The following is a 26,249-nucleotide window of genomic DNA, read 5'->3' on the forward strand; positions in this document are numbered from 1 at the left end:
CCCTTGGGCCAGCGCGGCGAGATTAGCGCAGGCGGGCCGATGCGCCAGAGTTGAAGCAAGTTTCAACTTGCTGGCCATGCGCGATTTTGCCGCAAGCGGGCCAATCTGTTGCCGCGCTGCAACAATCTTGCCGGAAGCGCTTTCAGTTCGCAGCCGCGATCACGCCCAGAGCAGCATCGATCACCGCGCTGGCGCCCTTGTCGCCGGGGACGTCGTTGGCGAAAGCGGCAAAGGTCAGCTCGCGCCCGCTGGCTGCGATCAAGTAGCCTGACAGCGCGTTGGTGGCATTGAGCGTGCCGGTCTTTGCCAGCAGCTTGCCCTGCAGCGGCGTGCCGGCAAACCGGCGCTTCAGCGTGCCGTCCACCCCGCCGACCGGCAGCGAGGCACGCCACTGGCCGCCCCACGGTTGCCCCGCCCCCCAGCGCAGCAAGCCCACGGCGGCGCGCGGCGAAACCCGGTTGTAGCTCGACATGCCCGAGCCATCGGCAAATTCGAACCCGCCCGGCGGCAGGCCCGCGCCTTCGAACAACTGGCGCGCGGCGAGCAGGCCATCGGCCAGCGATCCGGTGCCGGAAATCCGCCCGATCCGCCGCAGCAGCAGTTCGGCGTAAAGGTTCTGACTGTCCTTGTTAACGCGGGTCACCACCTGCGCCAGCGGGGCGGCGCCCTGCCCGCCCATGAAGGCGGCGCGCGGCATCCGCACGCGGGCATCACGCCCTTCGCGCATGGCCGGATCGTCGATCAGCGCCAGCGGGCGGTAGCGCGAGCGAACCTGCCCCGACACCTTGACCCCGGCGGCTTCCAGCTGGCGGCGCAGCTGCCAGGCGGCGTAGTGGGCCGGATCGTCGATCCCCAGCAGGTCCTTGAACGGCGCGGCATCGACGGCGATTTCGCCGTAGAGGCGCAATTCGTTGCCATGCGGTGCGCGTTCGAAGGCCAGCGTGGTCTTGCTGCCCGCCGCAATCGTCACGGCTTCGTTGCGCAGGGTGTAATAGGGCGGGATCTCGACCACGGGCGGCTGCCCCTCCGCACCCGGTGCAACCTTGACCGGCAGCTCGTTGTTGTCGAGCGAGAGCGCGGCGATCGCCGTGCCGGAATCGGTGCCGATGTTGTTCCAGCTCATCCCCGGGCTCCAGCGCTGGTCGGGGAACCAGCTGGCATCGCCAATCACATCGTGAACCTTGCGCGCCTTCTTCGCGACATAGCCGGCCAGTTCGGCCAGGCAGTCCGTCTTGCAGTCCGCCGCGCTCGACAAGGCGGCATCGCCCCGGCCCAGCAGCACCACGTCGCGCCCGCCGTCCTCGCGCTCGGCCAGGCCGATGAAGGCCCCCGGCGCATAGCGGCCGAAATCCTCGGTCCCCAGCTTTGCGCCCGCCTCCTTCGGGGCGAGCAGCGCCAGCGCGGCGGCGGTGGTGAACAGCTTGGTGTTGCTGGCCGGAATGAACCGCTGGTCGGGATTGATCGCCACCACCTCGCGGCCCTGGGCATCCACCACCAGCAGGCCAAAGCGCGTGCCGGCCGGGGCGGCAGAAAGGACTGCTTCCACCTGCTGGCGCAGCGCCGCGGGATCGGCGCTTTGCGCCGCAGCCGGCGCGGCAAGGGTCAGGGCGATGATGGCAAGGGTCTGGCGCATCGGCCAAACTTGCCGCGCGGCAGCGCTTATCGCAAGTCCACGAATTCCACTGGCGGCAGCGGCGCCGCGCCGGGCTGTTCGGCCCAGTGGCGCAGGTTCAGCACCCCGCCATCGGCGCGCAGGTCCGCGACCAGGGCCAGGTCAAGATCGGCAAAGACCCAGCCCGGCTGGTCCAGTTCGCCCACGGCCACCACGCCATCGGCCGGTACGCCGCGATCGGGCGGGCCATAGATGGCGGCCGCGCCCCGGTTGACATCGACCGCCGGGGACCACTCGGCCAGCCCCACGGTGGGGGAATGGACGGCAAAGCACTGCCCCTCCAGCGCGCGGGCCTGCGCGCCCAGCCGGACGCGCCAGTAGCCATGCAATGTATCGGTGCAGCTGGGCACCAGCAGCAGTTCCATCCCCGCTTCGCACAGCGCGCGGGCCAGCAGCGGGAATTCGCTGTCATAGCAGATGGTTATCCCAATCTTGCCAAGCGATGTCTCAAACAGGCGCAGCGGCGCGCCGGCGCTGACGTGCCATTGCTCGCGCTCGAACCGGGTCATCACCAGCTTGTCCTGCACGCCCACCTTGCCCCCCGGCGTGAACAGCCGCGCGCGGTTGACGTAAGCCCCGTCCGCCCGCCGGAACGGCGCGCTGGCGGCCAGGATGTGCAGGCCATGCCGCGCGGCCAGTTCGGCATGAAGCGCGTCCACCTGCTCCAGCAGTGCATCCACGCTGGCGAGCGATCCGGCCAGATCGCCCATGCTGGCCGGGTCGAGCGAGGCCAGCTCCATCGCCCCATATTCTGGAAACACCGCCAGATCCGCCCCGCCCACAGCGGCTTCGCCAACCCAGCGCGCCAGCTTGGCGGCATAGTGGTCCCAATCGCGCAATTGCTCGATCGGATATTGCGCAGCGGCGACACGCAGGGTCACAGCGCGTGCATCCAGTATTGCATCGGCTTCGCGCTTTCCCCGGCCTCGCCGTGTTCCTGCCAGTGGAACTCACCGGTCAGTCCCGGCACCGGGGCATAGCCGCGCCGCTGCCAGAACGCGTCGAGCGACACATAGTCCGCCGGGCGCTGGGGATGGTCAGCCTGGCGGACCACGGCGCAGAAGCTGGTGTGGGTCGCGCCGTAAGCACGCGCTGCCGCCTCGCGCTGGTCGAAGAAGGCGTGGCCGATCCCCTGCCCGCGGTATTCGGGCAGCAGCACGCTTTCGCCAAAGTAGAACACCGGGGCGGGATCGATCCCCAGCCGCTCGAACGGCGCGCAAATATAGTCGTCCTGCGCGATCAGCGGCGATGCGGTGGCCGCCCCGACGATCCGCTCCCCATCAAACGCGGCGACCAGCACCGCATCCGGCGCGGCGGTGAATTCGGCGAGGTATTCGCGCTCGTAGTCCTCGCTGCCGGAATATAGGTAGGGGAACGCGGCAAAGATCGCGATCCGCAGCCGCGCCAGATCGCCCAGCGCCGCGCGCAGTGCATCGCCGGTCAGCGGGCGGACCGCCAGGGTCACCCCGCCACCTGCGCGGTCCAGTCCGCCAGGTTGTAATAGACCGTCACCCGCACGATCTTGCCGCCCGCCATGCCGAAGAAGGCCCCGGCGGGCAGGACATAGGTCTGCCCCTTGGCTTCGGGCAGGCCTTCGTCGGTGGCGAGGTATTCGCCGTGGACGGTGAATTCCGCCGCGCCGCGCAGGCCGTCTTCGCTGGCCATCAGCACGATCCCGTCCAGCCGCTCACGATAGCAGCGCTCCATGTGCGCCAGGAACGCGGCGAAGGCGGCCTTGCCGTGCTGGCGCTCGCCCTGGTTGATGTCGTGGACCACCGCGTCATCCAGGCAGTCGAGCATGCCCTGCCAGTCGCCCGCGTTGAACGCAGCGTAGTAACGGGTCAGCAGGGCAAGGGCTTCGGCGCGGTCCATCGCAGTCTCCGGCGGCAGGAATTGCAGTTCGCCGGGCGGACTAGCCCGAAGCGCAGCGTGCCGCAACAGGCGCCACCTGTCGCTCGTCAGGCCGGGATCGGCCCCTGATCGAGAGGGCAGTTGATCGCGCCGCAGCGCCGCGCCAGACTGCCGCCAGCTCAAGCCCTTGCTCAAGGATAGCCCGATGCGCTCCACCCTGCTTGCCTTTACCGCCCTGACCCTGGCCGCCAGCCCGGCCCTGGCCGAGGATGCCCCCACCCCCATGCCCAAGCCCGCCGCGATCGAGGCGGACGGCGTGCCCCCCGTGCCGCAGGTGCTGGCCCAGGCGACGCGTCCCTACATGGAATTCCGCACCGCCGGTTTTCTGGATTGGGACCCGCAGAGCAAGGCCATGCTGGTCGCCACCCGGTTCGGCAATGTCAGCCAGCTGCACAGCGTGGCCGGGCCCCTGATGATGCGACGCCAGATCAGCTTCGAGGCTGAGCCGATGGGCGGCGCCTATGCCCCCAATGACGGCACGCTGGTGGTCAGCAAGGACCGCGGCGGGGACGAATTCTGGCAGCTTTACACGCTCAAGAACGGCCGGCTGACGCTGCTGACCGATGGCAAGAGCCGCAACGGGATGGGACCGTTCAGCAAGGACGGCAAATGGCTGGCCTACAGCTCGACCCGCCGCAACGGCACCGACAGCGACCTGTACGTGGTCGATCCGCGCGATCCTTCGACCACGCGCATGGTCGCGCAGGTCAAGGGCGGCGGCTGGGCGATCACCGGCTTCGCGCCCGATGGCAAGTCGGCGGTGGTCGTCAATTATGTCTCGGTCCAGAAAAGCGATCTCTACTCGCTCGATCTGGCCAGCGGGAAGCTGACCCCGATTGGCGATCACAAGCAGAAGATCGCGCACGGCGGCGCGAAATTCGCCCCCGATGGCACTCTGTGGGCGGCGAGCGACGCGGGGTCCGATTTCCAGCGGCTCGGCACGCTGGACCCGAAAACCGGCAAGTTCACCGCCCGTTCGCCCGAGGCGAAGTGGGACGTCGAAAGCTTCGACATTGCCGCCGATGGCAGCTTCATCGCCTATGTGGTGAACGAGGCGGGCGTATCGAAGCTGCGCCTGCTCGATCCGGCCAGCGGCACGGTGCGCGAAGTAACCGGCCTGCCCAAGGGCGTGATCGGCGGCGTCAGCATTGCGCCCTGGGGCACGATCGGGCTGACCGTCTCGTCCGCCCGCGTGCCGACCGATGCCTTCGCGGTCGATCCCAAGTCGCTGGCGGTGACCCGCTGGACCGAAAGCGAAACCGGCGGGCTGGACCCGGCGGCCAATGTCGATCCGGAACTGGTCGAAGTGAAAAGCTTCGATGGCGAGCCGGTGTCCGGTTTCCTCTATCGCCCCGATCCGGCGAAGTTCCCGGGCAAGCGGCCGCTGATCGTCAACATCCACGGCGGGCCGGAAGGGCAATCGCTCCCCGCGTTCCGGGGGCGGACCAATTACCTGATCAACGAGCTGGGGATCGCGGTGTTCTATCCCAACGTGCGCGGCTCGACCGGGTTCGGCAAGCGCTTCGTCGCCCTCGATAACGGCCCCTTCCTGCGCGAGAATTCGGTCAAGGACATCGGCGCGTTCCTCGATCGGCTGGCGGGCGATGCGGCGATCGATCCGGCGCGCATGGCGGTTCAGGGCGGATCCTATGGCGGCTACATGTGCTATGCCAGCGCGATCCGTTACGGCGACCGCTTCAAGGCAGCGGACTGCATCGTCGCGATCAGCAATTTCGTCACGTTCCTGGAAAACACGCAAAGCTATCGCCGCGACTTGCGCCGGGTCGAATATGGCGACGAGCGCGATCCGAAGCAGCGCGCCAAGCTGATGGAAATCTCGCCGCTGAGCAGCGTCGACAAGCTGTCGATCCCGCTGCTGGTGGTGACCGGCGGCAACGATCCGCGCGTGCCCAAGAGCGAGGCCGACCAGATGGTTGCCGCCGTGCGGGCCAAGGGCCGCACCGCCTGGCACCTCGTCGGGCTGAACGAAGGCCACGGCTTCGGGAAGAAGGAAAACCAGGACTACCAGTTCTGGACCGAGCTGCAGTTCTGGCAGCAGCACCTGCTGGGTGGGAAGTAACCCCCTTCCCGCGTCGCCCCGGACTTGATCCGGGGTGACGGGTTGGGTGAGATGGGAACAGGACCGGGGCGGATCACGCGATCCGCCCCGGCTTTGGTTTACCCGAACAACTTGTTCGCGGTTTCCGCAACACGGCGACCCAGGTGGCGCGCACCGTCGAGTTCGGTTTCGCTCGGCTGGCGGCTTCCGTCGCCGCCAGCAATGGTGGTCGCGCCATAGGGCGCGCCGCCAACCACTTCGTCATGCCGCATCTGCCCGGCGTGGGCATAGTCGAGCCCGACAATGGTCATGCCGAAGTGCAGCATGTTGGTGATCAGGTTGAACAGGGTGGTTTCCTGCCCGCCATGCTGCGTGGCCGAGGAGGTGAAGGCCGCGCCAACCTTGCCGATCAGCGCGCCGCGCGCCCACAGCCCGCCGGCCTGATCGAGGAACGCCGCCATCTGGCTGCTGATCCGGCCAAACCGGGTGCCGGTGCCCAGCACGATCGCGTCATAGCTTTCCAGTTCGGCGACAGTGGCGATCGGCGCCGCCTGGTCGAGCTTGAAGTGCGCGCCGCGCGCCACATCCTCGGGCACGGTTTCGGGAACGCGCTTCACGTCCACTTCGGCCCCGGCGGCGCGGGCGCCTTCGGCAATGGCGTGGGCCATGGTTTCGAGGTGACCATAGCTGGAATAGTACAGGACAAGGACCTTGCTCATCGCAATTCTCCGCTGCGGGGCGGCATGGAGAGGGGGAGCCGCCCGGGGTTGACGCAGCCGATATGGCACTGCTTCACATTTCTGTTCAGTCGGATAATATAGATCAGTCTTTTCTACAGAATCGAAATGTTCAAACCCGGCACCCCGACCATCGAACAGATCCGCACCTTCCTCGCCGTGGTCGAGGAAGGCAGCTTTGCCGCGGCCGGACGGCGGTTGCGGCGGGCAACTTCGGTGGTCAGCTACTCGGTCGCCAACCTAGAAAGCCTGCTCGGCGTCACTCTGTTCACGCGCGAGGGCACGAGGAAACCCCGGCTAACCCCGGCAGGCGAAGCCGTGCTGGAGGAACTGCGCCAGGTCGAACGCACTCTGGAATCGTTGCGCGCGCGGGTTGGCGGACTCGCTGCCGGGCTGGAACCGCGCGTTGCGCTGGTGGTGGACGTGATGTTCCCGATGCCGTGCCTCGCCGCCGCGCTGCGCGATTTCGCCCGCGAATACCCCAGCGTTGCGCTGGCACTGCGGATCGAGGCGCTGGGCGCGGTGGCCGACCTGGTGCTGCGCGATGAAAGCGGCCTCGGCGTGGCCGGGCCGCTGGCCGCCGAGCAGGCCGGGCTGGAGCGCAGCGTGCTTGGCCGGGTCGAATTGATCCCGGTGGCCGCGCCGCACCACCCCCTCGCCCACGGCGGACAGGTGCGCGACGAAGTGCAACTGGTCCTGTCGGACCGCTCGAACCTGTCCGCAGGGCAGGATTTCTCGGTCATGTCGCCGCGCACCTGGCGGCTGGGCGATCTTGGCGCGAAGCACGAATTGCTGCGCGAGGGCCTGGGCTGGGGCACCATGCCGCGCTGGATCGTGGCCGATGACCTCGCGCGTGGACGGCTGGTCCAGCTCGCCCTGCCCGAAGGCCCGGGCGGGGCCTATCCGCTCTATGCGATCCGCCGCGCCGACCGTCCGCTTGGCCCGGCGGCGCAGTGGCTGGTGGCCCGTTTGGGCGACCTGGCCGCCTCGTTTGCACCGGCGGGCATTTTGGCGTAGAGGCGCCCCAATTCGCCCCGGCAACGCTGTCAAGTCCGACTCGCCCTGGCCGAGGCCCGATTTTTCGAGGAACGTGATGATGTCTCGTCGCCGCCAGATCTACGAAGGCAAGGCCAAGATCCTGTACGAAGGCCCCGAACCGGGCACCCTAATCCAGTATTTCAAGGACGATGCCACCGCCTTCAACGCGCTCAAGAAGGGCACGATCAACGGCAAGGGCGTGATCAACAATCGCATCAGCGAATATGTCTTCACGCGGCTCAGCCACATCGGCATCCCCACCCACTTCATCAAGCGCCTGAACATGCGCGAACAGCTGGTGCGGCAGGTCGAAATCGTGCCGATCGAAGTGGTCGTGCGCAATGTCGCCGCCGGCTCGATCAGCAAGCGCCTCGGCATCCCCGAGGGTGAGCCGCTGCCCCACACCCTGATCGAATATTACTACAAGGACGATGCGCTGGGCGATCCGCTGATCGCGGAAGAACACATCGCCTGCTTCGGCTGGGCCAGCAACGAAGAGATGCAAGACATCTCGTCGATGGCGATCCGGGTGAACGATTTCATGTGCGGGATGTTCGCCGCGATCAACATCCGCCTGGTCGATTTCAAGCTGGAATTCGGCCGCATCTGGGACGGCGATTACAGCCGCGTGATCCTGGCTGACGAGATCAGCCCCGACGGCTGCCGCCTGTGGGACATGACCACCGGCGAAAAGCTCGACAAGGACCGCTTCCGCCGCGATCTGGGCGGTGAGGAAGAAGCCTACCAGGAAGTCGCGCGTCGGCTTGGCCTGCTCGATACCGACAGCGGGCCGAGCGAAGTGGCCGATCTGTCGGCCCACCGCAAGCTGCGCGGCAAGTAAGGGCGCGCGGGGCCATGGCCCTGCCCGCCGCGGCCGAGATCGTCGCTTTCTGGCGCGAGGCCGGCCTTCCCGCCTGGTTCGCCAAGGACGACGCCTTCGACGCCGCGCTTCGCACGCGGTTCGAAGCTGCGCATCACGCCGCCGCGCGCGGCGAGTTGAGCCACTGGGCACAGGACTGGCAGGGCGCGCTGGCGCTGCTGCTGCTGCTCGACCAGTTCCCGCGCAACCTGTTCCGCGGCTCGGCCCATGCCTTTGCCACCGACGGGCTGGCACTGCACCTTGCCCGGCAGGCGATTGCTGCCGGACTGGACCGGCAGGCCCCGATGGACCTCAGGGTGTTCTTCTACCTGCCGCTCGAACACAGCGAGGCGCTGGCCGATCAGGAAGACTGCGTTGGGCTGTGCGAGGCGCTTGATGCCGAAGGCGGCGACTGGACGCCATGGGCGCGGATGCACCGCGATATCATTGCCCGCTTCGGCCGCTTTCCGCACCGCAACGCCATGCTTGGCCGCGCCATGACCGACGAAGAACAGGCCTATATCGACGAAGGCGGCTTCACCGGCTGATCGCCCCCTTGCCGCCCGCGACGGTTTCTTGCACCAAGGCGCGATGCGCCGCGCCAAGTTCCTGATCGCCCTGCCCCTTTCCGCCCTTGCCCTTGGCGCCTGCGCTCCGCAGCAGCGCACGGTGGCGAGCGCCCCGCCCCCCGCCGCCAAGCCGGTCTGGGCGTTCGAGGCCAGCGACGTTCCGCTCGATCCGGCCTGGCGGTTCGGCCGGCTCGACAACGGCATGCGCTATGCCATCCGGCCCAACCAGACGCCCAAAGGCACGGTCATGGTGCGGATGCAAGTCGATGCCGCCTCGCTCGATGAAGGTGACAGCGAACGCGGCTTTGCCCACTTCGTCGAACACATGGCTTTCAACGGCAGCACCAACGTGCCCGAGGGCGAAATGGTCAAGCTGCTGGAACGCGACGGGCTGGCCTTCGGCGCGGACACCAACGCCAGCACCGGGTTCGACCGGACGACCTACATGCTCGACCTGCCGCGCAATGATCCCGCGCTGATCGGCACGGCGCTGATGCTGATGCGCGAAACCGCCAGCGAGCTGACCTTCTCGCCCGAGGCCGTTGCGCGCGAACGCGGCGTGATCCTCGCGGAAAAGCGCGATCGCAACAATTTCGGGCTGCGCAACTTCGTCGACCAGACCGAGTTCCTGTTCCCAGGCTCGCGCTTTTCGCAGCGCCTGCCGATCGGCACGGACGAAACGCTGAACGGCGCCACCGCCGATGCGCTGAAGGCCTTCTGGCAGCGCGAATACGTGCCCGCGCATACCACGCTGATCGTGGTCGGTGATGTCGATCCTGCGACCGTGGAAGCGGCGATCAAGGCGCGCTTTGCCGATTGGCGCCCTGCCCCGGCGGAAGACCAGCCCCGGCCCGGCCCGGTCGATGCGAAGCTGGCAGGCAAGATCGACATCCATATCGACCCAGCCCTGTCCGAACGGATCACCGCCACCCGTCATGGCAAGTACCAGGACGAACCCGACAGCCAGGCCGTGCGGCGCGAACAGCTGCTGCGCCAGATCGGCTATTCGATCATCAACCGCCGCCTGCTGCGCCTGACGCGCGAGGCCGATGCCCCGTTCCGCGCGGCGGGCCTGGTCACCAGCGACGTGTTCAAGGACGGTCGTTCGACCACGCTGTCGGTCGATACGGTCGATGGCAAGTGGTGGCGCGGGTTGGTCAGCGCGGGCAGCGAATACCGCCGCGCACTGAAATTCGGCTTCACCCCGGCGGAAGTGGCCGAACAGGTCGCCGCGATCCGCACCGCCGCCCGCAACGAAGCGCAGAGCGAGGCGACCCGCCCCAACGCCGCGCTGGTCGGCGCGGTGCTGGCGCTGATCAATGCCGACCGGGTGCCGGATACCCCCACTCGCTCGCTCGAACGGCTGGAAGCCTTCATTCCCGAAATCACGCCCGAACGGGTGCTGGCTGCGCTGAAGGTGGAACTGGTCCCGCTCGACCAGCCGCTGCTACGCTTCCAGGGGCGGCGCGAGCCGGCGGGCGGCGCGCGGGCCATCGCCGTCGCCTGGTCCCAGGCGCTGAGCGCGCCGATCAAGCCGCTGGACGCCAAGGCCGCCGGGCAGTTCGGCTATACCGAGTTCGGCCCGGCCGGCAGCGTGGTCAGCGATACCCGAGAAAGCGTGCTGGGCATTCGCCAGCTGCGCTTTGCCAATGGCGTGCGGCTCAACCTCAAGCGCACCGATCTCGACAAGGGCAAAGTGTTGGTCCAGCTGTCGGTCGATGGCGGGGACTTCCTGCAAACCAGGGACAATCCCGATGCGACCAAGCTGGTAGCCGTGCTGGCGCAGGGCGGCCTGGGCAAGCACAGCAAGGACGAATTGGACAGCCTGCTGGCCGGGCGCACCGTCTCGGCCAATTTCAATTCGACCGACGAGACCTTCGTGGCCACCGCCGCGACGACCTCGGCCGACCTTGAACTGCAATTGCAAGTGCTCGCCGCGCAGCTGACCGATCCCGGTTATCGCCCCGAAGGCGAAGTGCTGTTCCGCCAGACGATCAACAATTACTTCCAGTCGCTGCGCGCCACACCGGGATCATCGCTGGCGGCAGACCAGGGCCGGATCCTGTCCGGCGGCGACCCACGCTTCAGCCTGTCCGACGTCGAATCCTTCCGCAAGCTGACCTTCGCCAAGCTCAAGACCGACATTTCCGAGCGCCTGCAGAAGGGCGCAATCGAAATCGGCCTGGTCGGCGATTTCGACGAGGATCAGGCGATCGCGCTGGTCGCTCGCACCTTTGGCGCGCTGCCCGCGCGCGAGGCGGAGTTCCGCCCTTGGACCGAGCAGCGCCAGCGCCCCTTCACCGCCGACCGTGCCCCGCGCGTGCTGCGCCACACCGGGGCCAAGGACCAGGCGCTGGTTACTTTCACCTGGCCGACCCGCGACGGCGAGGATCCGGTGGCGGCGATGGAACTGCAACTGCTTGACCGCGTGTTGCAGATCGAACTGACCGACACGCTGCGCGAAAAGCTGGGCAAGGCCTACAGCCCCGGGGTGGGCAGCAACCTGTCGCGCACTTTCCGGGGCTACGGCGTGCTGATGATGCGCGCCTCGGTCGACGCCAAGGAAGTGGCCGCCACCCGCGCCGCGATCCTCGAAACGCTGGCCGAACTGCGCGACAAGCCGGTCAGCGCCGACGTGCTGCTGCGCGCCCGCGCGCCGATGCTGGAAAACTATGACAATGCGCTGAAAAGCAACGGCGGCTGGCTGGCCTTCGTCGACCGCGCCCAGACCGAAGCGGACCGGATCGAACGCTTCACCAAGGCCAAGGAACGACTGAACGCCGTGACGGCCGAACGGCTGCAGCAACTGGTGCGGCAATACCTGACCATGCCCGGCGGGCTGGAAATCACCGTCCTGCCCGAAGGGGTCGAGCCGGGCTGAGCCGGCTTACTTCTTCTCGGCCGCCAGCCCTGTCGCGCAGAGCGCGGCGCTGCTGGCGGTGACCTGCAGCGCCTCGGCATCGCCGACCCGGCGCACGGCGCTGACATAGTCCATTAGCCCGCGCTTCTCGCCCTTGAGCTGCTTGAGCTTGTTGAGCTGGCCCAGGGTCAGCCGGTCGGTCATGCGGGTGGCCATGCAGGCAGCGTTGGGCTCGCTCAACCCCGCGTCGATCATCGCGCTTTTCACCTGGCCATAGGCCAGTTTGCTGGGCGAACAGGCGGCCAGCGCCGCAATCAACAGGACAGGCACCAGGGGCTTCATCGCGATCCTCGTCAGCAAAGGAGGCGGGCCACTAGGCCCGCCCGCCTGAACGATCAATGAGCAAGCGACTTGTTGATGTCTTCGACCATCTTCTTTGCGTCGGCCAGCAGCATCATGGTCTGGTCCATGTAGAACACGTCGTTGTCGACCCCGGCATAGCCGACCCCGCCCATCGAGCGCTTGATGAAGAACACCTGCTTGGCCTTGTCGACGTCGAACACGGGCATGCCGTAGATCGGGCTGCTCTTGTCAGTCTTGGCCGCCGGATTGACCACGTCGTTCGCGCCGATGATGAAGGCGACGTCGGCGGTGGAGAATTCCGAATTGATGTCTTCCAGCTCGAACACCTCGTCATAGGGGACGTTGGCTTCGGCCAGCAGCACGTTCATGTGCCCGGGCATGCGCCCTGCCACGGGGTGGATCGCGTACTTCACCTCGACGCCCTTGGCCTTGAGCAAGTCGGCCATTTCGCGCAGCGCGTGCTGCGCCTGGCTGACCGCCATGCCGTAACCGGGGATGATGATGACCTTCTCCGCTTCGCCCAGCATGTAGGCCGCGTCTTCGGCGCTGCCGCGCTTCCACGGGCGCTGTTCGCGCGCTTCGCCGCCGCCCGCCGCCGCATCGGCGCCGAAGCCGCCGGCGATGACCGAGAAGAACCCGCGGTTCATCGCCTTGCACATGATGTACGACAGGATCGCGCCCGACGAGCCGACCAGTGCGCCGGTGATGATCATCGCGGTGTTGTGCAGCGTGAAACCCATCGCCGCCGCCGCCCAGCCCGAGTAGGAGTTGAGCATCGAGACGACCACCGGCATGTCCGCCCCGCCGATCGGGATGATCAGCAGGAAGCCGATCAGGAACGACAGCGCGGTGATCGTGGCGATCACCCACAGGCTCTGGTCCTGGGTGAACCAGGCGGTCAGCCCCAGGATTGCCAGCAGAGTGCCCAGGTTGATCACGTGGCGCAGCGGCAGCAGGATCGGCGCGCCGCTCATCTTGCCGGCCAGCTTGAGGAAAGCGATGACCGAGCCCGAGAAGGTGATCGCGCCGATGGCGATGCCCAGGCCCGCCTCGACCCGGCTGACCGGGTTGATCAGGCCGTCAGCCCCCAGGATCCCGAAGGCTTCGGGGTTGAGATAGGCCGCCCAGCCAACCAGCACGGCGGCAAGGCCAACGAGGCTGTGGAACGCGGCGACAAGCTGCGGCATGTCGGTCATCGCGATCTTGCGGGCAATCACCCAGCCGATCGCCCCGCCCAGCGCCAGCGCGGCGAGGATTTCGGGCAGGCTGGCGATTTCATGCGTGACCAGCGTCGTGACCACGGCAATGGTCATCCCGATCATGCCATAGCGGTTGCCCGCACGGCTGGTCGAAGGCGAGGACAGCCCGCGCAGCGCGAGGATAAACAGCACGCCCGAAGCGAGATAGGCCAGCATGGCCCAGGCCGGCACTGCGGCGTGCGCGGCGCCGGCCGCGGCGGAAAGCAGCGCAAGCGTCATCAGTTGCGCTCCTTCTTCTTGTACATTGCGAGCATGCGCGCGGTCACGGCAAAGCCGCCGAAGATGTTGACGCTGGCCAGCACCACCGCCAGCAGCCCCAGCCACTTCGACGAGGCCGAGCCCGCCGCCGCCGAAGCGATCAGCGCGCCGACCACGATCACCGAGGAAATCGCGTTGGTCACCGCCATCAGCGGCGTGTGCAGCGCCGGGGTAACCGACCACACCACGTAATAACCCACGAAGCAGGCCATCACGAAAATCGAGAGGATCGAGATAAAGTCCATCTTATGCCCCCAGCAGCCGCTCGTTGACCACCTTGCCCCCTTGGGTCAGGCGGATCGCATCGCCGATTTCCGCGTCCAGCACGGGCTTGCCCTGTTCCTTGTCCCAGAAGGCGGACAGGAGGTTGTAGAGATTGCGCGAGAACAGCGCCGAGGCATCGGCGGCCAGATGGGTCGCGGTGTTGGAAAAGCCGATGATCTTCACCCCGTGACTGACCACCACTTCATCCGGCTTGCTGCCTTCGACGTTCCCGCCCTGCGCCACGGCCAGGTCGAAAATCACGCTGCCCGGCTTCATCGTCGCAATCTGCGCATCTGTGATCAGGCGCGGCGCGGCGCGGCCCGGGATCAGCGCGGTGGTGATGACAATGTCCTGCTTGGCGATGTGGCTGCTGACCAGTTCGGCCTGGGCCTTCTGGTATTCCTCGGACATTTCCGTAGCATAGCCGCCCGCGCCCTCACCCTCGATCCCGGCGACGCTTTCGACGAAGATCGGCTTGGCGCCGAGCGACTGGATCTGTTCCTTGGTGGCCGAACGCACGTCGGTGGCCGACACCTGCGCGCCGAGCCGGCGGGCGGTGGCGATCGCCTGGAGTCCGGCAACGCCGACCCCCATGACGAAGCACTTGGCCGCGGCAACGGTGCCGGCGGCAGTCATCATCATCGGGAAGGCGCGGCCATACTGGCTGGCCGCCTCGATCACCGCCTTGTAACCGGCCAGGTTCGACTGGCTGGACAGGATGTCCATGCTTTGCGCGCGAGTGATGCGCGGCATGAATTCCATCGCCAGGGCTTCGAAACCCGCCTTGGCATATTCATCCACGCGGGCGCGCTGGCCGAACGGGTCAAGCCCGGCGACGATCCACGCGCCGTCGGCAGCGCCGCTCAACGCCTTGGGATCCGGGCCTTGCACCCCCAGCACGATCTGGGCGCCCTTGACCGCATCCGTGGTGACATCTGCCCCGACGGCGGCGTAGTCGGCGTCGGCAATCGACGCTCCCTCGCCAGCACCGGGCTGAACGGCAACAGTGGCACCCAAAGCGATGAATTTCTTCACCGTTTCGGGCGTAGCCGCGACACGGCTTTCCCCGCTCGCGGTTTCCTTGAGGACCGCGATCCGCATGGAGGCGCTCACCAGCCCGTCAGGCGATCAGGTACACGACCAGCGCGGTCACCAGCACGCATGCGATGGTGCCCCACTTGGCCAGACCGATGAAGCCTTCGTAGGTCGCGTTGTGTGCCTTCATGTCGTTGCCGCTGGCCATCGTCATTTCCCCGGTATTGTTGTGGATCAGGAAGCTCGTGGCGCTCCTCTATCGCCGCATTTCCCCTTGCTCAAGCGGCAAAGCCCGAAACCGGGGATAGAAAGGCTGCATGAGCCTTAATCCCGTCTTTACCGAACCTGGCTATGTCGGCTGCGAACCGAGGGGGCCACGTAGACGACAATGGCGGACATCGAACAGCGCCTGCTGATGCTGATCGACGATGAACCGGCGCAAAGCCGGCTGATCTCCGCGCTAGCCGCGCGGGACGGCTGGCGCACGCTGGTGGTGCGCGATTCCGAAACCGCGATTGCCACGCTGGGCACGCGCCAGGGCATGCAGCTCAGCGCGATAATCCTCGACCAGTGGGTGCCGGGCGACGATGCCTGCAACCTGATCGCGGAACTCAAGGCCCGCCGTCCCGCCCTGCCGATCCTGATGCTGACGCACAGCGCCTCGCCGCTCCTGGCGGTCGAAGCGATGCGCGCCGGGGCCACCGATTACCTGGTCAAGCCGGTCGCGCCTGATCGGCTGATGCACGCGCTGCGCATGGCCACCACGCGCGAGGCCCCGCGCGACGAATTGCAGCCGCTGACCGAAAAGATGCCCTCGACGCCCGATTTCGACGCGATGATCGGCGCGGCGCCCACCTTCCGCGCGGCGCTGGCCGTGGCGGCCAAGGCGGCGCGCGGGCACGGCCCGGTGCTGATCGAAGGCGAAAGCGGCACCGGCAAGGAAATGCTGGTCCGCGCGATCCAGGCAGCCAGCCCCCGCGCCAAGGCGCCGCTGCGCGTGCTCAACGTCGGCGGAATTCCGGCCAACTCGGTCGAAAGCGCGCTGTTCGGCCATGAAAAAGGCGCCTTTCCGGGCGCGTTCGACCGGCACATCGGCGCCTTGCAGCACGCCGATGGCGGCACCCTGGCGCTTGACGAGATCGACCGCCTGCCGATGGCGGTGCAGCACCGCCTGCTCGAATCGATCCAGCGCGGCGATGTCCGCCCGATCGGCGCGCGCCATTCCTTCCGGATCGACGTGCGGCTGATCGCGGCCAGCAACCTGCCGCTCAAGGACATGGTCGCCGCTGGGCACTTCCTGCCCGAGTTGCACCAGGCGATTGCCGGCACAGTCGTAACCGTGCCGCCGCTGCGCGCCCGCGCGGGTGACATTCCCGCCCTGTCGCGGCACTTCCTGGCCCGCATCGGCGAACAGCCGGGCCTGCGCGCGCTGGGCATCACCGATGGCGCGCTGGCGCTGCTGTCGGCCTATGACTGGCCGGGCAACGTCCGCCAGCTCCAGGCCGTCCTGTTCCGCGCCGCCGTGTTCTGCGACGGCGATGCCCTCACTGCCGACGATTTCCCGCAGCTGTCCGACATGCTGGGCAGCGAAGGCGCGCAGCAGCAGCCGGTGCAGGAAGGGGTCGGCGTGATGCTCTACACCCCCGATGGCAACCTGCGCCCGCTGGAAGACATCGAAGCCGACGTGATCCGCCTGGCCATCGGCCACTATCGCGGGCGGATGACCGAAGTCGCCCGCCGGCTCGGCATCGGCCGCTCGACGCTGTACCGCAAGCTCAGCGAACTGGGGATCGGCGACGCCGCCTGAGGCAGGCGCCCCGGCCTAACGCTTGCCCTTGGGCTTGCGGAATTTCAGCAGAAACTGGTCAGTCTTGCCGCGCACCGCGCCTTCGAACACTTTCTGGGTGTGGTCGTCGGCGGGATGGGCGAGCAGCGCGCTTTTCGCTTCCAGCTTGAACCCGGCCGCCTCGACCTCGCGGATCACGCTGGCCTCGTCGATGCGGTGCAGCGTGGAAGTGACATCGGCCGGCGCGCCCACTGCGGCGGCGTGGTCGCTGACGATATAGACCCCGCCCGGCTTCAAGGCGGCAAAGGCCTGGGCATTGGTCACTTCGGCCAGGTTCCGGTCGCCCACCTTGGCGTTCTTGAAATCGTGGTAGTTGAGCGTGGTCCAGACCACATTGACCGCTTCGGGCACGGCCAGCCCATCGGCGCTCGACAATGCCGGGCGGGTGTTGGGATGGCTCTTGGCCCACTCCTCCACCGCCGGGGAAATGCGGGCGCCGCGCGGATAGAGCGTGCCCTTCTGCCCCAGCGCCAGGCTGAGGACGCGGGTGTAATAGCCGCCACCGGGGGCCAGTTCGATCACCTTCATGCCCGGCTTGATCCTGGCAAAAGCCAGGACCGCGCCCGGCTTGCGGTCCGCATCGCGCACCTTGTCGGCCTCGGGGCGTTCGGCGCTGGCCAGCTGCGCGGCCTGGGCGGCGTCCGGCTTGGCGCCAAGCGGTGTCAGGGCGGCCGTGCCGATCAGCGCGGCAAGGATCAGGGGCATGGTTCGCTGCATGGTGCTCTCCCGGGGAATGAGCGGCGCAGACTAGGCCGCCTGCAGCGCTTGGCAAGCCGCGCTCGCCGCCGCCAGTCAGCCGTTCGTCGGCTGCTGCCCCTGCGCAATAGGCCCGATGGCATGGTTTGCGCGGCGTTAACCATGCCCGGCGATAGTGCGGCGCAGCGACAAGGAGGGCACATGGACAACCTGGCACTGGCAGACGAACGGCGCGGCGCGCAGCGGCATTCGCTGATGTTGCGGGCGGCGAAGGTGCTGGCCCCCACCGGCGAATTCGTGTGCAGCGTGCGCGAGGTTTCCGCCACCGGGCTGCGGCTGCGCTTCTATCATGCCCAGCCGCTCGATCCGTTCCTGCTGCTCGAACTGGGCAATGGCGAGCGCTATCCGCTCGAAGTGGTCTGGCGGCGCGACGACTTGCTGGGCGCGCGGTTTGGCGAGCCGATCGACGTCAGCGACTTCATGGCCGAACCCAGCCCGTTCGAGCGGCGCAAGCTGCGCGTGCGGCTCAACCGGGGCGCACTGCTGACGTCTGGCGGGCGCGATTACCGGGCGCGCTTGCTTGACCTGTCACAGCAGGGCGCGCGGATCGAACTGGGCAGCCAGATCGATCCGCTGGCCACGGTCCGGCTGGAAGTGCCCGGCATGCCGCTGCGCTTTGGCCACGTGCGCTGGCGCGATGGCTTTGCCCACGGGCTGTTCTTCGATCACGCCCTGCGGTTGGATGAATTTGCCCGGCACGTCTTCGCGCTGACCCAAGGCACCGCCCCCGATCCCGCCGGCGCGCCGGAGCGCCGCTACGCCTGATCAGGCCAGCTGGCTGAAATCGGTCAGCGCCGCATCGCGCAAGCCGCGCCAAACGCGCAGCGCCTGAACCGTTTCGGGCACGTCGTGGACGCGCAGCAACTGCACGCCGGCCTCCATGCCCTTCACTGCCAGCATCACCGAACCGCCCAGCCGCTGGTGCGCCGGCGCCTCGTTCGACAGCGCGCCGATCATGCGTTTGCGGCTGGCGCCCAGCAGCAGCGGCTGACCCAGCGCGTGGAACAGCGGCAGCGCGTTGAGCAGCGCGAGGTTGTCAGCCATCGACTTGCCAAAGCCGATCCCGGGATCGAGCACGATCCGGTCCTGCGCAATTCCCGCCGCCAGCGCCGCATCGCGCCGCGTCGCCAGCCAGTCGAACACGTCAAGCACGACATCGGCATAGTCGCCGCCGCCGTGCAGGTCCTCGCCTTCGCCCGGGGCGTGCATCAGCACCACTGGCGCGCCGCTGCGCGCGGCGAATTCCAGGCTGCGCGGATCGTGGCGCAGCGCCGAAACATCGTTGATGATGTGCGCGCCGGCGGCCAGCGCTGCTTCCATCACTGCCGGACGGCGGGTGTCGACGCTGATTGCCGCGCCCATCGCCGCCAGTCGTTCGACCGCCGGAATCACGCGCTTCAACTCGTCGCCTTCCCACACCGCGGCCGCGCCCGGACGGGTGCTTTCCCCGCCGACGTCGATCACGGCCGCACCGGCTTCGAGCATGGCGGCGGCGTGGGCGTTGGCCACGGCCGGATCGTCCATGAACTGGCCGCCATCCGAAAAGCTGTCAGGCGTAACGTTGAGAATGCCCATCACCTGCGGCTGATCCAGCCGCAGCGTGCGCGCGCCGCATTGCAGCGGCGCATGGCTGCGCTGCAGGTTGGCCCACTGCTGCCCGACCGCATCGGGCAAGCCCGGCAGTTCGCGGCGCAGTTCGGCCACGCCCAGCCGGCTGCGGGCGACCACTTGCGCCCCTTCCCGCTCGATCAGGGCAAAGCGGCTGGCATAGACCAGCCCCCCGCCCAGCCGCACCGCCTCGCCCTCTTCGCTTTGCGGGCTGTCGCACAGGGCAATCGGGCGCAGGTAGAAGGAGCGGGCCAAGGGTCAGTCCTCGGTGGCAAGGAGGTAGAGCTGGCGGATCGCGTCGATCGGCTTCAATTCGCCCTCGTGCTCGATATGCCAGAAGGTCCAGCCGTTGCAGCTGGGCGCACCTTGCAGCTTCGCCCCCAGTCCGTGGATCGAACCGGTATCCGTCCCCGCCACCAGCGAGCCATCGGCACGGACCGTCGCGCTCAGGCGGCGCTTCTTGTCCATCAGCATGGTGCCCGGCACGATCATGCCGGTTTCCACCAGCGCCCCGAACGCCACCTTGGGCGCGGCCTTGGGGCTTTGCATCGTGGTGATCGCGGATTCATCGAGCGGCAAGGCCAGTTCAATCCGCTCCAGCGCGGCTTCGCGGTAATTACTCTCGCGCTCGCAGCCAATCCATTCGCGGCCCAGGCGCTTGGCCACCGCTCCGGTCGTGCCGGTGCCGAAGAACGGGTCGAGCACCACGTCGCCCTTGTTGGTCGTCGCCAGCATCACGCGGTAGAGCAGCGCTTCGGGCTTTTGCGTCGGGTGGACCTTGTGCCCGCCCTTCTTGAGCCGTTCCTGCCCGGCACAGATCGGCAGGACCCAGTCCGAGCGCATCTGCAATTCGTCGTTCAGGGTTTTCATCGCGCGGTAGTTGAAAGTGTACTTCGCCTTTTCGCCCATCGAGCACCAGATCAGCGTTTCGTGCGCGTTGGTGAACCGGGTGCCCTTGAAGTTCGGCATCGGGTTGGATTTGCGCCAGACGATGTCGTTGAGGATCCAGAACCCCATGTCCTGCAACATCGCGCCCAGGCGGAAGATGTTGTGATAGCTGCCGATCACCCACAGCGAACCATTGGGCTTGAGCACGCGGCGCGCCTCGGTCAGCCATTCGCGGCTGAACTTGTCATAGGCGGCGAAGCTGTCGAACTGGTCCCAGTGGTCGGTCACCGCATCGACATGGCTGCCGTCCGGGCGCGACAGGTCGCCGCCCAGCTGCAGGTTGTAGGGCGGATCGGCGAAGATCATGTCGACGCTGGCCGAAGGGATGGTCCGCATCGCTTCCACGCAGTCACCATCGAGGATCCGCCCCAAGGGCAGATCCGGGCGCGCAACCTCTTTCACGGCGCGCAGCCGCGCCTTCTCACCAACCAGCATCTGACCCATAACGCGCGTTCAAACCCCCTGAAACTTATCCACAGGGTGAGTCATCCGGAGTCCCGCGTCAAGTCGCGACTCCGCAGGAATCCTTGCGATTCCGGGTTTTGATCGGGCCAATTAAGGCGGAACAGAACGAGTCCCCCACCAGATATTGAGTCCCCGCACCCTAGCGGGACTCGATATGTGGTGGTGTGGCGCGGCGGACTCGGGCCGCGAAAAAATTCGGCCTAGAGCAGCACCAGTTGCGCAACGGGGGCAAAACTGCGGCGGTGGATCGGGCTGGCACCATGCTCGCGCAGCGCCGCCAGATGCTCGGCCGTGCCATAGCCCATGTTGCGTTCCCACCCGTAATGCGGGTGCGCCAGGGCGTGATCGCGCATCACCCGGTCGCGGTGTTCCTTGGCCAGGATCGAGGCGGCTGAAATGCAGGGCTCCAGCGCGTCCCCGCCCACGATCGCGCGGGCCGGCCAGCGCCATTCCGGCACCCGGCCCTGCGGGGTCTTGTTGCCGTCGATCAGCACTTCGTCAGGTTCAGCCCTCAGCGCAGCAACCAATTCACCCACCGCGCGGGTCATCGCCAGCATGGTCGCGGCAAAGATGTTGATCCGGTCGATCTCGTCCGCCTCGACCACGCCCAGCGCCCAGTGACACGTTGCCTGGATTTGCGGTTCCAGTGCGGCGCGGCGCTTGGCCGACAGCTTCTTGGAATCGTCCAGCCCGCCCGGCGCATCCGGGCCCAGCAGGCAGGCGGCGGCGACCACCGGCCCGGCCAGCGGACCACGCCCAGCCTCGTCCACGCCAATTACCAGCGGCGCCCCCTTGGCAAGCCGATGTGCTGTCCCCACAATGCCAGCCATGCGCAAAAAACTCCTCACCGCCCTATTCCCGCTCGGCCTGTTCGCCGCAAGCTGCACTCCGTCCGCCGCTGGGGATAGCCCGACTGTCGCCGCGCCCGACGTCGCCGATGCTTTCGTCATCGCCGACGTGGCGAAGCTGGACGAGCCCTGGGCAATGGCCCTGCTCCCCGGCGGCCAGCAGGCGCTGGTTACCCAGAAGAGCGGCAAGCTGTGGCTGGTCGCGCTGCTCGACGGCAAGCTGACCGAAGTGAGCGGCGCGCCGCAGGTGGCCTATGGCGGCCAGGGCGGACTGGGCGATGTGCGCCTGGCCCCCGATTTCGCACAGTCGGGCAACGTCTACCTGACCTGGGCCGAAGCGGGCGCGGACGAAACGCGCGGCGCGGTGCTGGGCCGGGCCAAGCTGGTGATGGGGGCCGCCCCTCGCCTTGAAGGCCTGCAAGTGATCTGGCGGCAGACGCCGAAAGTTACCGGGCGCGGCCACTATTCGCACCGCATCGCCTTTTCGCCGGACGGCAAGTACCTGTTCCTCGCCTCGGGCGATCGGCAGAAGTTCACGCCCGCGCAGGACCTGACGGTCAACTTGGGCAAGGTGCTGCGGCTCAACCTCGATGGCACGCCGGCCTCGGGCAATCCCTTTGCCGACAAGGGCGGGGTGAGCGCGGAAATATGGTCCTATGGCCACCGCAACGTGCTCGGGCTGGCCTTTGACCGCCAGGGCCGGCTGTGGGACCTGGAACACGGCCCCGCCGGCGGGGACGAGATCAACCTGGTCAAGCCCGGGCAGAACTATGGCTGGCCGCTGGTATCGAACGGCGATCACTATGACGGCAAGCCGATCCCGCGCCACGCCACCCGGCCCGATCTGGCCGCCCCGGCGATCAGCTGGAACCCGGTGATCGCGCCCGGCGACATGCTGTTCCATTCGGGCCGGATGTGGCCCGAATGGCAGGGCCAGGCGCTGATCGCGGGGCTGGGCAGCGGCGGGCTGGTGCGCGTCTCGATCCAGGGTGAAACCATGCGCGAGGAAGCGCGCTATCCGCTGGACAACCGCATCCGCGAGGTGGCCGAGGCATCGGACGGCTCGCTCTATGTGCTGGAAGACGGCAAGGACGCGCGGCTGCGCCACCTGACGCGCCGGCAGAAACAGAAATAGCATTCGACATGGCCGCCCCCCTGCCCTAACGGGCGCGGCCATGTCTGCGCAGCCCACCCTGATCCCGCTTGACCAGATCGATCCCCAGTGGATCGAAGATCTGCTCGACCGCGCGTTCGAGCCGGGCCGCCAGCAGCGCACCGCCTATCGGCTGCGCGAAGGGATGGACTGGCTGCCCGGCCTGTCCTTCGCCGCGCTGGACGAAGCGGAACACCTCGTCGGCACGATCCAGTGCTGGCCGGTGGCGCTGACCGACGCGGAAGGGCGCCGTCACCCGATGATCATGGTCGGTCCGGTCGCCGTCGTGCCCGAAGCGCAGGGCATGGGCTATGGCCAGGCGCTGATGACTGCCAGCCTCGCCGCGCTCAGCCCCTCGGCGCCGTTGCCGCAGGTGATGATCGGCGATCCCGAATATTACGGCCGGTTCTGGGGCTTTACCAATGCCCACACCGCCGGGTGGGACCTGCCGGGCCCGTTCGAGCAGCGCCGCCTGCTGGTACGGTGCGACAATCCCGCCGTCCTCCCCCGCGAAGGCATGCTGGGGCCTTGGAAAGCCTGACCTGATCTGGCATCGCCGCTGGGCCATGCCTTATGATCCCCCGCCCGATCTGGCCACCCTCTCGCTCGATGCAATTGCCGAGCTGGCCGCCGCGCGCAAGCTGCCCCCGCTCGACCAGTGGCAGCCGCAGACCATCAGCGACAGCCTGATGACGATCCGCGCCGATGGCCGCTGGTTCCACGATGGCGGCGAAATCCGCCGCCCGGCGATGATCCGCGCCTTTTCCAGCCTGCTGCGCCGCGACGGCGATGGCCAGCACTGGCTGGTTACCCCGTTCGAACAGCAAAGCATCACGGTCGAGGACGCCGCCTTCATCGCCACCGATGTGGCGCGCAGCGGCGATGCGCTGACCTTCCGGCTGAATACCGACGATGTGGTGGTGGCCGGGCCGGATCATCCGCTGATCGCGCGCGGCACCGCTGACCTGCCCGCGATCTACCTCGCCGTGCGCCACGGCACCGAAGCGCGGATCAACCGCAGCACCTGGCTGCAACTGGTTGACCTGGCCGATGCGGACCTGGCCGTGACCAGCCAGGGCGCGCGCTTTTCGCTGGTGCCGGCATGAGCCTGATTGAACGCCTCGCCCGCCTCCATGCCGAAGGCCACGCACAGGAGCTCGAACTGGCCAACGAGGTCGACCGCGCCGAGCATGAATTGCGCCCGGCTGCCGTTCTCGCGGCGATCACCGAACGCAACGATCGGCCCGGCTTCCTGCTGATCCACCGCCCCTCCAACATGCGCTCGCATCCGGGGCAAGTCGCCTTTCCGGGCGGCAAGATCGACCCGGGCGAAACCCCGATCGAGGCCGCATTGCGCGAAGCCTATGAGGAACTGGGCATCCACCAGCGCGACGTGACCGTGATCGGCGCAAGCGACGTCTACCGCACCAACAGCGGCTATGCGATCACCCCTGTCATTGCAGTGATCCCGCCCGATCTCGAACTCAATCCCAGCCCGACCGAAGTGGCGCAATGGTTTGAGGCCCCGGTCGATCACGTGTTCGACACCCGCAATCACAACCATCAGTCGGCCTTCTGGCAGGGTCGCGAGCGCCGCTACATCGAGATCATGTGGCAGCAGCACCGCATCTGGGGGGTGACCGCCGGGATCATCAGCAACCTGGCGCGGCGGATCGCGTGGTGATCCCCGATCGCCTTGTCGCGCCGTGGATGGAGCGCACCGACCTGCACGCGCTGGTCGCCGCGCTGGGGCCGGGCAATGCCCGCTATGTCGGCGGCGCGGTGCGCGACACGCTGCTGGACCTGCCGGTCAAGGACATCGACATGGCGACCCTGCTGCCCCCGGCCGAGGTCATCGCCCGGCTGGACGCGGCGGGCATTCGCAACGTGCCCACGGGACTTGAGCATGGCACAGTCACTGCCGTTCTGCCCGGCGGCCCGGTGGAAATCACCACCCTGCGCCGCGACGTGTCCACCGATGGCCGCCGTGCCACCGTGGCCTTCTCGACCGACTGGCGCGACGATGCGGCGCGGCGCGATTTCACCATCAACGCGCTTTTTGCCGATCCGGCCAGCGGCGAGCTGTTCGACTGGTTCGGCGGGCGCGATGATCTGGCCGAGCGCCGCCTGCGATTCATCGGCGATGCCCGCCAGCGCATCCGCGAGGATCACTTGCGCATCCTGCGCTATTTCCGCTTCCAGGCGCGGTTCGGCGGGACGCCCGCCGATGCCGAGGCGGAAAGCGCCTGCGCGGAACTGGCTCCGACGCTCAAGGGCTTGTCGCGCGAACGCGTGGGGATGGAGATGATGAATCTCCTCGGTCTGCCCGATCCCGCGCCGACTGTGGCGCGCATGGCGCAGCTGGGCGTGCTGGCCGTGGTCCTGCCCGAAGCCGACCCCGCTCCGCTCGCCGCGCTGGTCGCCGCCGAAGCGCGCGAGCAGGCCGCGCCCGATGCGCTGCGCCGCCTGGCCGCGCTGCTGCCCGCCAATGTGCCGCTGGCCGAGGCGGTCGCCAGCCGGTTCCGCCTGTCCGGCGCGCAGAAGAAGCGCCTCGCAGCCGCAGCGGCGCGCAGCGAGACACCGGGCGATGCCCGCGCCCTCGCCTATCGCCTGGGGCGCGAAGCCGCGCTGGACCGGCTGTTGCTGGCCGGCGCGAGCATTGCCGCGCTGGCGGGGTGGGATATTCCCGCCTTCCCGCTCAAAGGCGGCGAGATCGTCGCGCGCGGGGTGCACGCTGGGCCGGAAGTGGCGCGGGTGCTGCAAGCGGTCGAAGCGCGCTGGATCGCCGCAGGCTTCCCGGATGCGGCCGCGACCAGCGCAATTCTCGACGCCGTGCTGGCAAAAAAGCCTGAGCAATGACGTCCAGCCCCCTCACGGCGGCGCAGCGTCAGTCGTTCGAGCAGGACGGCTTCGCGCACTTTCCCGGCTTCGTTCCTCCGCCGCTGCTGGCGCGGCTGCGCGAGCTGTTCGACCAGTTGCTGGTGCCCGATGCCCAAACCTGCAAGGTGATCGCCGCCGCACCGTCCGGGCCGGTGGTTACCAATGTCGACCTGCTGTGCCACCGCGGCAACCTCGCCGCGCTGGAGCTACTGGGCTATCCGCCGTTGCTGAAACTCGCCCGCGCGCTGTGCGGGGATGACCTGTTCCTGATCCAGGAATTCGCGGTAATCAAGCACGGCGGCGATGGTGTGCCGGTGCTGTGGCACAAGGACATGGTCCATCGCCGCAGCGGCACCTGCTTTACTGCCGGGATCTATCTCGACCCCTCCTTCGCCGGGGACGGTGCGTTGCAGGTCGTGCCGGGCAGCCACCACGATCCGCGCGACATCTGTGCGCTGATGCACGAACCGCATATCGAATTGCCAATGCAGGGCGGCGACATACTGATCCATGACATGATGCTCGCCCATGCCTCTCCGCCGATGCACCACGGACTGCTGCGCCGGGTGATCTATTTCGAATTCCTCTCTGCCGCGCAGGTCGCCGCAGAGCGGATCTATCCGCCAGAGGTCGTCGCGCGCCGCACCCGCCTGAGCCATGTCGCGGCGCGGCTCTATGCCGAGCGCAACCCGGGCCAGGCGGCCTTTGCCTTCCCCGCCCCCTCGCCCCGGCCCGAAGATGCCGAACTGCCGATTGAGCAGGTGCTCGCGGAAATCTACGCCGAACCGATCGGCGCGCGGCCATCGTCCTATTGCGTCAACGGCACCGCGATCTTCGCGCAATTCGATTGAGGGAACGGCC

General features: G+C 67.7%; 27 protein-coding genes. 13 read left to right on the plus strand and 14 right to left on the minus strand.

Going from position 1 to position 26,249, the window contains the following annotated elements; genetic code table 11:
• Positions 1 to 142: 142 nt before the first annotated feature.
• The 4 genes from dacB to ACE3N9_RS01145 are packed head-to-tail and all read right to left on the minus strand — an operon-like array spanning position 143 to position 3,544.
• Positions 143 to 1,633 (minus strand): D-alanyl-D-alanine carboxypeptidase/D-alanyl-D-alanine-endopeptidase, encoded by a 1,491-nt coding sequence (dacB, locus tag ACE3N9_RS01130; protein WP_374280008.1) that lies wholly within the window; start codon positions 1,631 to 1,633, stop codon positions 143 to 145.
• Positions 1,634 to 1,659: 26 nt separating this feature from the next.
• Entirely contained in the window at positions 1,660 to 2,553 is an 894-nt protein-coding gene (locus tag ACE3N9_RS01135) for a carbon-nitrogen hydrolase family protein (RefSeq protein ID WP_374280010.1), read from the minus strand.
• Complete coding sequence (locus tag ACE3N9_RS01140; protein WP_374280012.1) at positions 2,550 to 3,137, minus strand: GNAT family N-acetyltransferase; 588 nt, start codon at positions 3,135 to 3,137, stop codon at positions 2,550 to 2,552. Before ACE3N9_RS01140 ends, ACE3N9_RS01135 begins: the two co-directional genes overlap by 4 nt.
• Positions 3,134 to 3,544, minus strand: a complete 411-nt coding sequence (locus tag ACE3N9_RS01145; protein ID WP_374280014.1) for a ketosteroid isomerase-related protein — start codon at positions 3,542 to 3,544, stop codon at positions 3,134 to 3,136. The genes ACE3N9_RS01140 and ACE3N9_RS01145 overlap by 4 nt, the downstream gene beginning before the upstream one ends.
• Positions 3,545 to 3,728: 184 nt before the next feature.
• Between ACE3N9_RS01145 and ACE3N9_RS01150 the strand changes: the two genes are divergently transcribed.
• Positions 3,729 to 5,663: a prolyl oligopeptidase family serine peptidase gene (locus ACE3N9_RS01150; RefSeq protein ID WP_374280016.1), complete on the plus strand. Its 1,935-nt coding sequence runs from the start codon at positions 3,729 to 3,731 to the stop codon at positions 5,661 to 5,663.
• Positions 5,664 to 5,761: 98 nt separating this feature from the next.
• On the opposite strand, the gene wrbA is transcribed toward ACE3N9_RS01150, so the two are convergent.
• Complete coding sequence (gene wrbA, locus ACE3N9_RS01155) at positions 5,762 to 6,361, minus strand: NAD(P)H:quinone oxidoreductase (RefSeq protein ID WP_374280018.1); 600 nt, start codon at positions 6,359 to 6,361, stop codon at positions 5,762 to 5,764.
• Positions 6,362 to 6,487: 126 nt separating this feature from the next.
• Here wrbA and ACE3N9_RS01160 point away from each other — a divergent pair, with 126 nt between their 5' ends.
• The 4 genes from ACE3N9_RS01160 to ACE3N9_RS01175 all read left to right on the plus strand — a co-directional run bounded on the left by ACE3N9_RS01160 (position 6,488) and on the right by ACE3N9_RS01175 (position 11,726).
• Positions 6,488 to 7,396, plus strand: coding sequence for a LysR family transcriptional regulator (locus ACE3N9_RS01160; RefSeq protein WP_374280020.1), 909 nt, complete (start codon positions 6,488 to 6,490; stop codon positions 7,394 to 7,396).
• 79 nt (positions 7,397 to 7,475) lie between these two features.
• Positions 7,476 to 8,258: a phosphoribosylaminoimidazolesuccinocarboxamide synthase gene (gene purC / locus ACE3N9_RS01165; RefSeq protein ID WP_374280334.1), complete on the plus strand. Its 783-nt coding sequence runs from the start codon at positions 7,476 to 7,478 to the stop codon at positions 8,256 to 8,258.
• 14 nt (positions 8,259 to 8,272) lie between these two features.
• Positions 8,273 to 8,824 carry a DUF924 family protein gene (locus ACE3N9_RS01170; protein ID WP_374280022.1) on the plus strand — a complete coding sequence of 184 codons (552 nt, stop codon included), beginning with the start codon at positions 8,273 to 8,275 and terminating at the stop codon, positions 8,822 to 8,824.
• Between the two features lie 43 nt (positions 8,825 to 8,867).
• A complete protein-coding gene (locus ACE3N9_RS01175; protein WP_374280024.1) occupies positions 8,868 to 11,726 on the plus strand; it encodes a M16 family metallopeptidase in 2,859 nt (952 codons plus the stop codon).
• Positions 11,727 to 11,732: 6 nt separating this feature from the next.
• Here ACE3N9_RS01175 and ACE3N9_RS01180 read toward each other — a convergent pair whose 3' ends face one another.
• Genes ACE3N9_RS01180 through ACE3N9_RS01200 form a run of 5 tightly spaced genes read right to left on the minus strand, consistent with a single transcriptional unit; the run spans position 11,733 to position 15,098 of the window.
• Positions 11,733 to 12,047 carry a hypothetical protein gene (locus tag ACE3N9_RS01180; RefSeq protein WP_374280026.1) on the minus strand — a complete coding sequence of 105 codons (315 nt, stop codon included), beginning with the start codon at positions 12,045 to 12,047 and terminating at the stop codon, positions 11,733 to 11,735.
• A gap of 53 nt (positions 12,048 to 12,100) precedes the next feature.
• Positions 12,101 to 13,546 (minus strand): NAD(P)(+) transhydrogenase (Re/Si-specific) subunit beta, encoded by a 1,446-nt coding sequence (locus ACE3N9_RS01185; protein WP_374280028.1) that lies wholly within the window; start codon positions 13,544 to 13,546, stop codon positions 12,101 to 12,103.
• The gene (locus tag ACE3N9_RS01190; protein WP_374280030.1) at positions 13,546 to 13,830 is read right to left on the minus strand and encodes an NAD(P) transhydrogenase subunit alpha; all 285 of its coding nucleotides are present in this window, start codon (positions 13,828 to 13,830) and stop codon (positions 13,546 to 13,548) included. Before ACE3N9_RS01190 ends, ACE3N9_RS01185 begins: the two co-directional genes overlap by 1 nt.
• A gap of 1 nt (position 13,831) precedes the next feature.
• On the minus strand, positions 13,832 to 14,950 hold the full coding sequence (locus tag ACE3N9_RS01195) for an NAD(P) transhydrogenase subunit alpha (RefSeq protein WP_374280336.1): 1,119 nt from the start codon (positions 14,948 to 14,950) through the stop codon (positions 13,832 to 13,834).
• A gap of 19 nt (positions 14,951 to 14,969) precedes the next feature.
• Positions 14,970 to 15,098 (minus strand): aa3-type cytochrome c oxidase subunit IV, encoded by a 129-nt coding sequence (locus ACE3N9_RS01200; RefSeq protein WP_374280032.1) that lies wholly within the window; start codon positions 15,096 to 15,098, stop codon positions 14,970 to 14,972.
• 174 nt (positions 15,099 to 15,272) lie between these two features.
• Between ACE3N9_RS01200 and ACE3N9_RS01205 the strand changes: the two genes are divergently transcribed.
• Entirely contained in the window at positions 15,273 to 16,691 is a 1,419-nt protein-coding gene (locus ACE3N9_RS01205) for a sigma-54-dependent transcriptional regulator (RefSeq protein ID WP_374280034.1), read from the plus strand.
• Positions 16,692 to 16,706: 15 nt separating this feature from the next.
• Here the strand turns inward: ACE3N9_RS01205 and ACE3N9_RS01210 are convergent, their stop codons facing one another.
• Complete coding sequence (locus ACE3N9_RS01210) at positions 16,707 to 17,447, minus strand: class I SAM-dependent methyltransferase (RefSeq protein WP_374280036.1); 741 nt, start codon at positions 17,445 to 17,447, stop codon at positions 16,707 to 16,709.
• Positions 17,448 to 17,627: 180 nt separating this feature from the next.
• Between ACE3N9_RS01210 and ACE3N9_RS01215 the strand changes: the two genes are divergently transcribed.
• Positions 17,628 to 18,251, plus strand: a complete 624-nt coding sequence (locus ACE3N9_RS01215; RefSeq protein WP_374280038.1) for a PilZ domain-containing protein — start codon at positions 17,628 to 17,630, stop codon at positions 18,249 to 18,251.
• On the opposite strand, the gene folP is transcribed toward ACE3N9_RS01215, so the two are convergent.
• The 3 genes from folP to ACE3N9_RS01230 all read right to left on the minus strand — a co-directional run bounded on the left by folP (position 18,252) and on the right by ACE3N9_RS01230 (position 21,337).
• Positions 18,252 to 19,349, minus strand: coding sequence for a dihydropteroate synthase (gene folP, locus ACE3N9_RS01220; protein WP_374280039.1), 1,098 nt, complete (start codon positions 19,347 to 19,349; stop codon positions 18,252 to 18,254).
• A 3-nt stretch (positions 19,350 to 19,352) separates the two neighbouring features.
• A complete protein-coding gene (locus tag ACE3N9_RS01225) occupies positions 19,353 to 20,486 on the minus strand; it encodes a site-specific DNA-methyltransferase (protein ID WP_374280041.1) in 1,134 nt (377 codons plus the stop codon).
• Between the two features lie 221 nt (positions 20,487 to 20,707).
• Entirely contained in the window at positions 20,708 to 21,337 is a 630-nt protein-coding gene (locus ACE3N9_RS01230; RefSeq protein ID WP_374280043.1) for a ribonuclease HII, read from the minus strand.
• Between ACE3N9_RS01230 and ACE3N9_RS01235 the strand changes: the two genes are divergently transcribed.
• From ACE3N9_RS01235 to ACE3N9_RS01260, 6 genes are read left to right on the plus strand one after another with little or no spacing between them, the layout of a single operon-like run.
• The gene (locus ACE3N9_RS01235; protein ID WP_374280045.1) at positions 21,336 to 22,490 is read left to right on the plus strand and encodes a PQQ-dependent sugar dehydrogenase; all 1,155 of its coding nucleotides are present in this window, start codon (positions 21,336 to 21,338) and stop codon (positions 22,488 to 22,490) included. The genes ACE3N9_RS01230 and ACE3N9_RS01235 overlap by 2 nt on opposite strands.
• A 40-nt stretch (positions 22,491 to 22,530) precedes the next feature.
• Positions 22,531 to 23,049: a GNAT family N-acetyltransferase gene (locus ACE3N9_RS01240; RefSeq protein ID WP_374280047.1), complete on the plus strand. Its 519-nt coding sequence runs from the start codon at positions 22,531 to 22,533 to the stop codon at positions 23,047 to 23,049.
• A gap of 25 nt (positions 23,050 to 23,074) precedes the next feature.
• On the plus strand, positions 23,075 to 23,614 hold the full coding sequence (locus ACE3N9_RS01245; protein ID WP_374280049.1) for a DUF1285 domain-containing protein: 540 nt from the start codon (positions 23,075 to 23,077) through the stop codon (positions 23,612 to 23,614).
• A complete protein-coding gene (locus ACE3N9_RS01250; RefSeq protein ID WP_374280051.1) occupies positions 23,611 to 24,192 on the plus strand; it encodes a CoA pyrophosphatase in 582 nt (193 codons plus the stop codon). Before ACE3N9_RS01245 ends, ACE3N9_RS01250 begins: the two co-directional genes overlap by 4 nt.
• Positions 24,192 to 25,367 (plus strand): CCA tRNA nucleotidyltransferase, encoded by a 1,176-nt coding sequence (locus ACE3N9_RS01255; protein ID WP_374280338.1) that lies wholly within the window; start codon positions 24,192 to 24,194, stop codon positions 25,365 to 25,367. Before ACE3N9_RS01250 ends, ACE3N9_RS01255 begins: the two co-directional genes overlap by 1 nt.
• Complete coding sequence (locus tag ACE3N9_RS01260) at positions 25,364 to 26,239, plus strand: phytanoyl-CoA dioxygenase family protein (RefSeq protein WP_374280053.1); 876 nt, start codon at positions 25,364 to 25,366, stop codon at positions 26,237 to 26,239. The genes ACE3N9_RS01255 and ACE3N9_RS01260 overlap by 4 nt, the downstream gene beginning before the upstream one ends.
• Positions 26,240 to 26,249: the final 10 nt, after the last annotated feature.

Origin of the sequence: Novosphingobium sp., assembly GCF_041905565.1 — a bacterium.
GTDB lineage: Bacteria > Pseudomonadota > Alphaproteobacteria > Sphingomonadales > Sphingomonadaceae > Novosphingobium.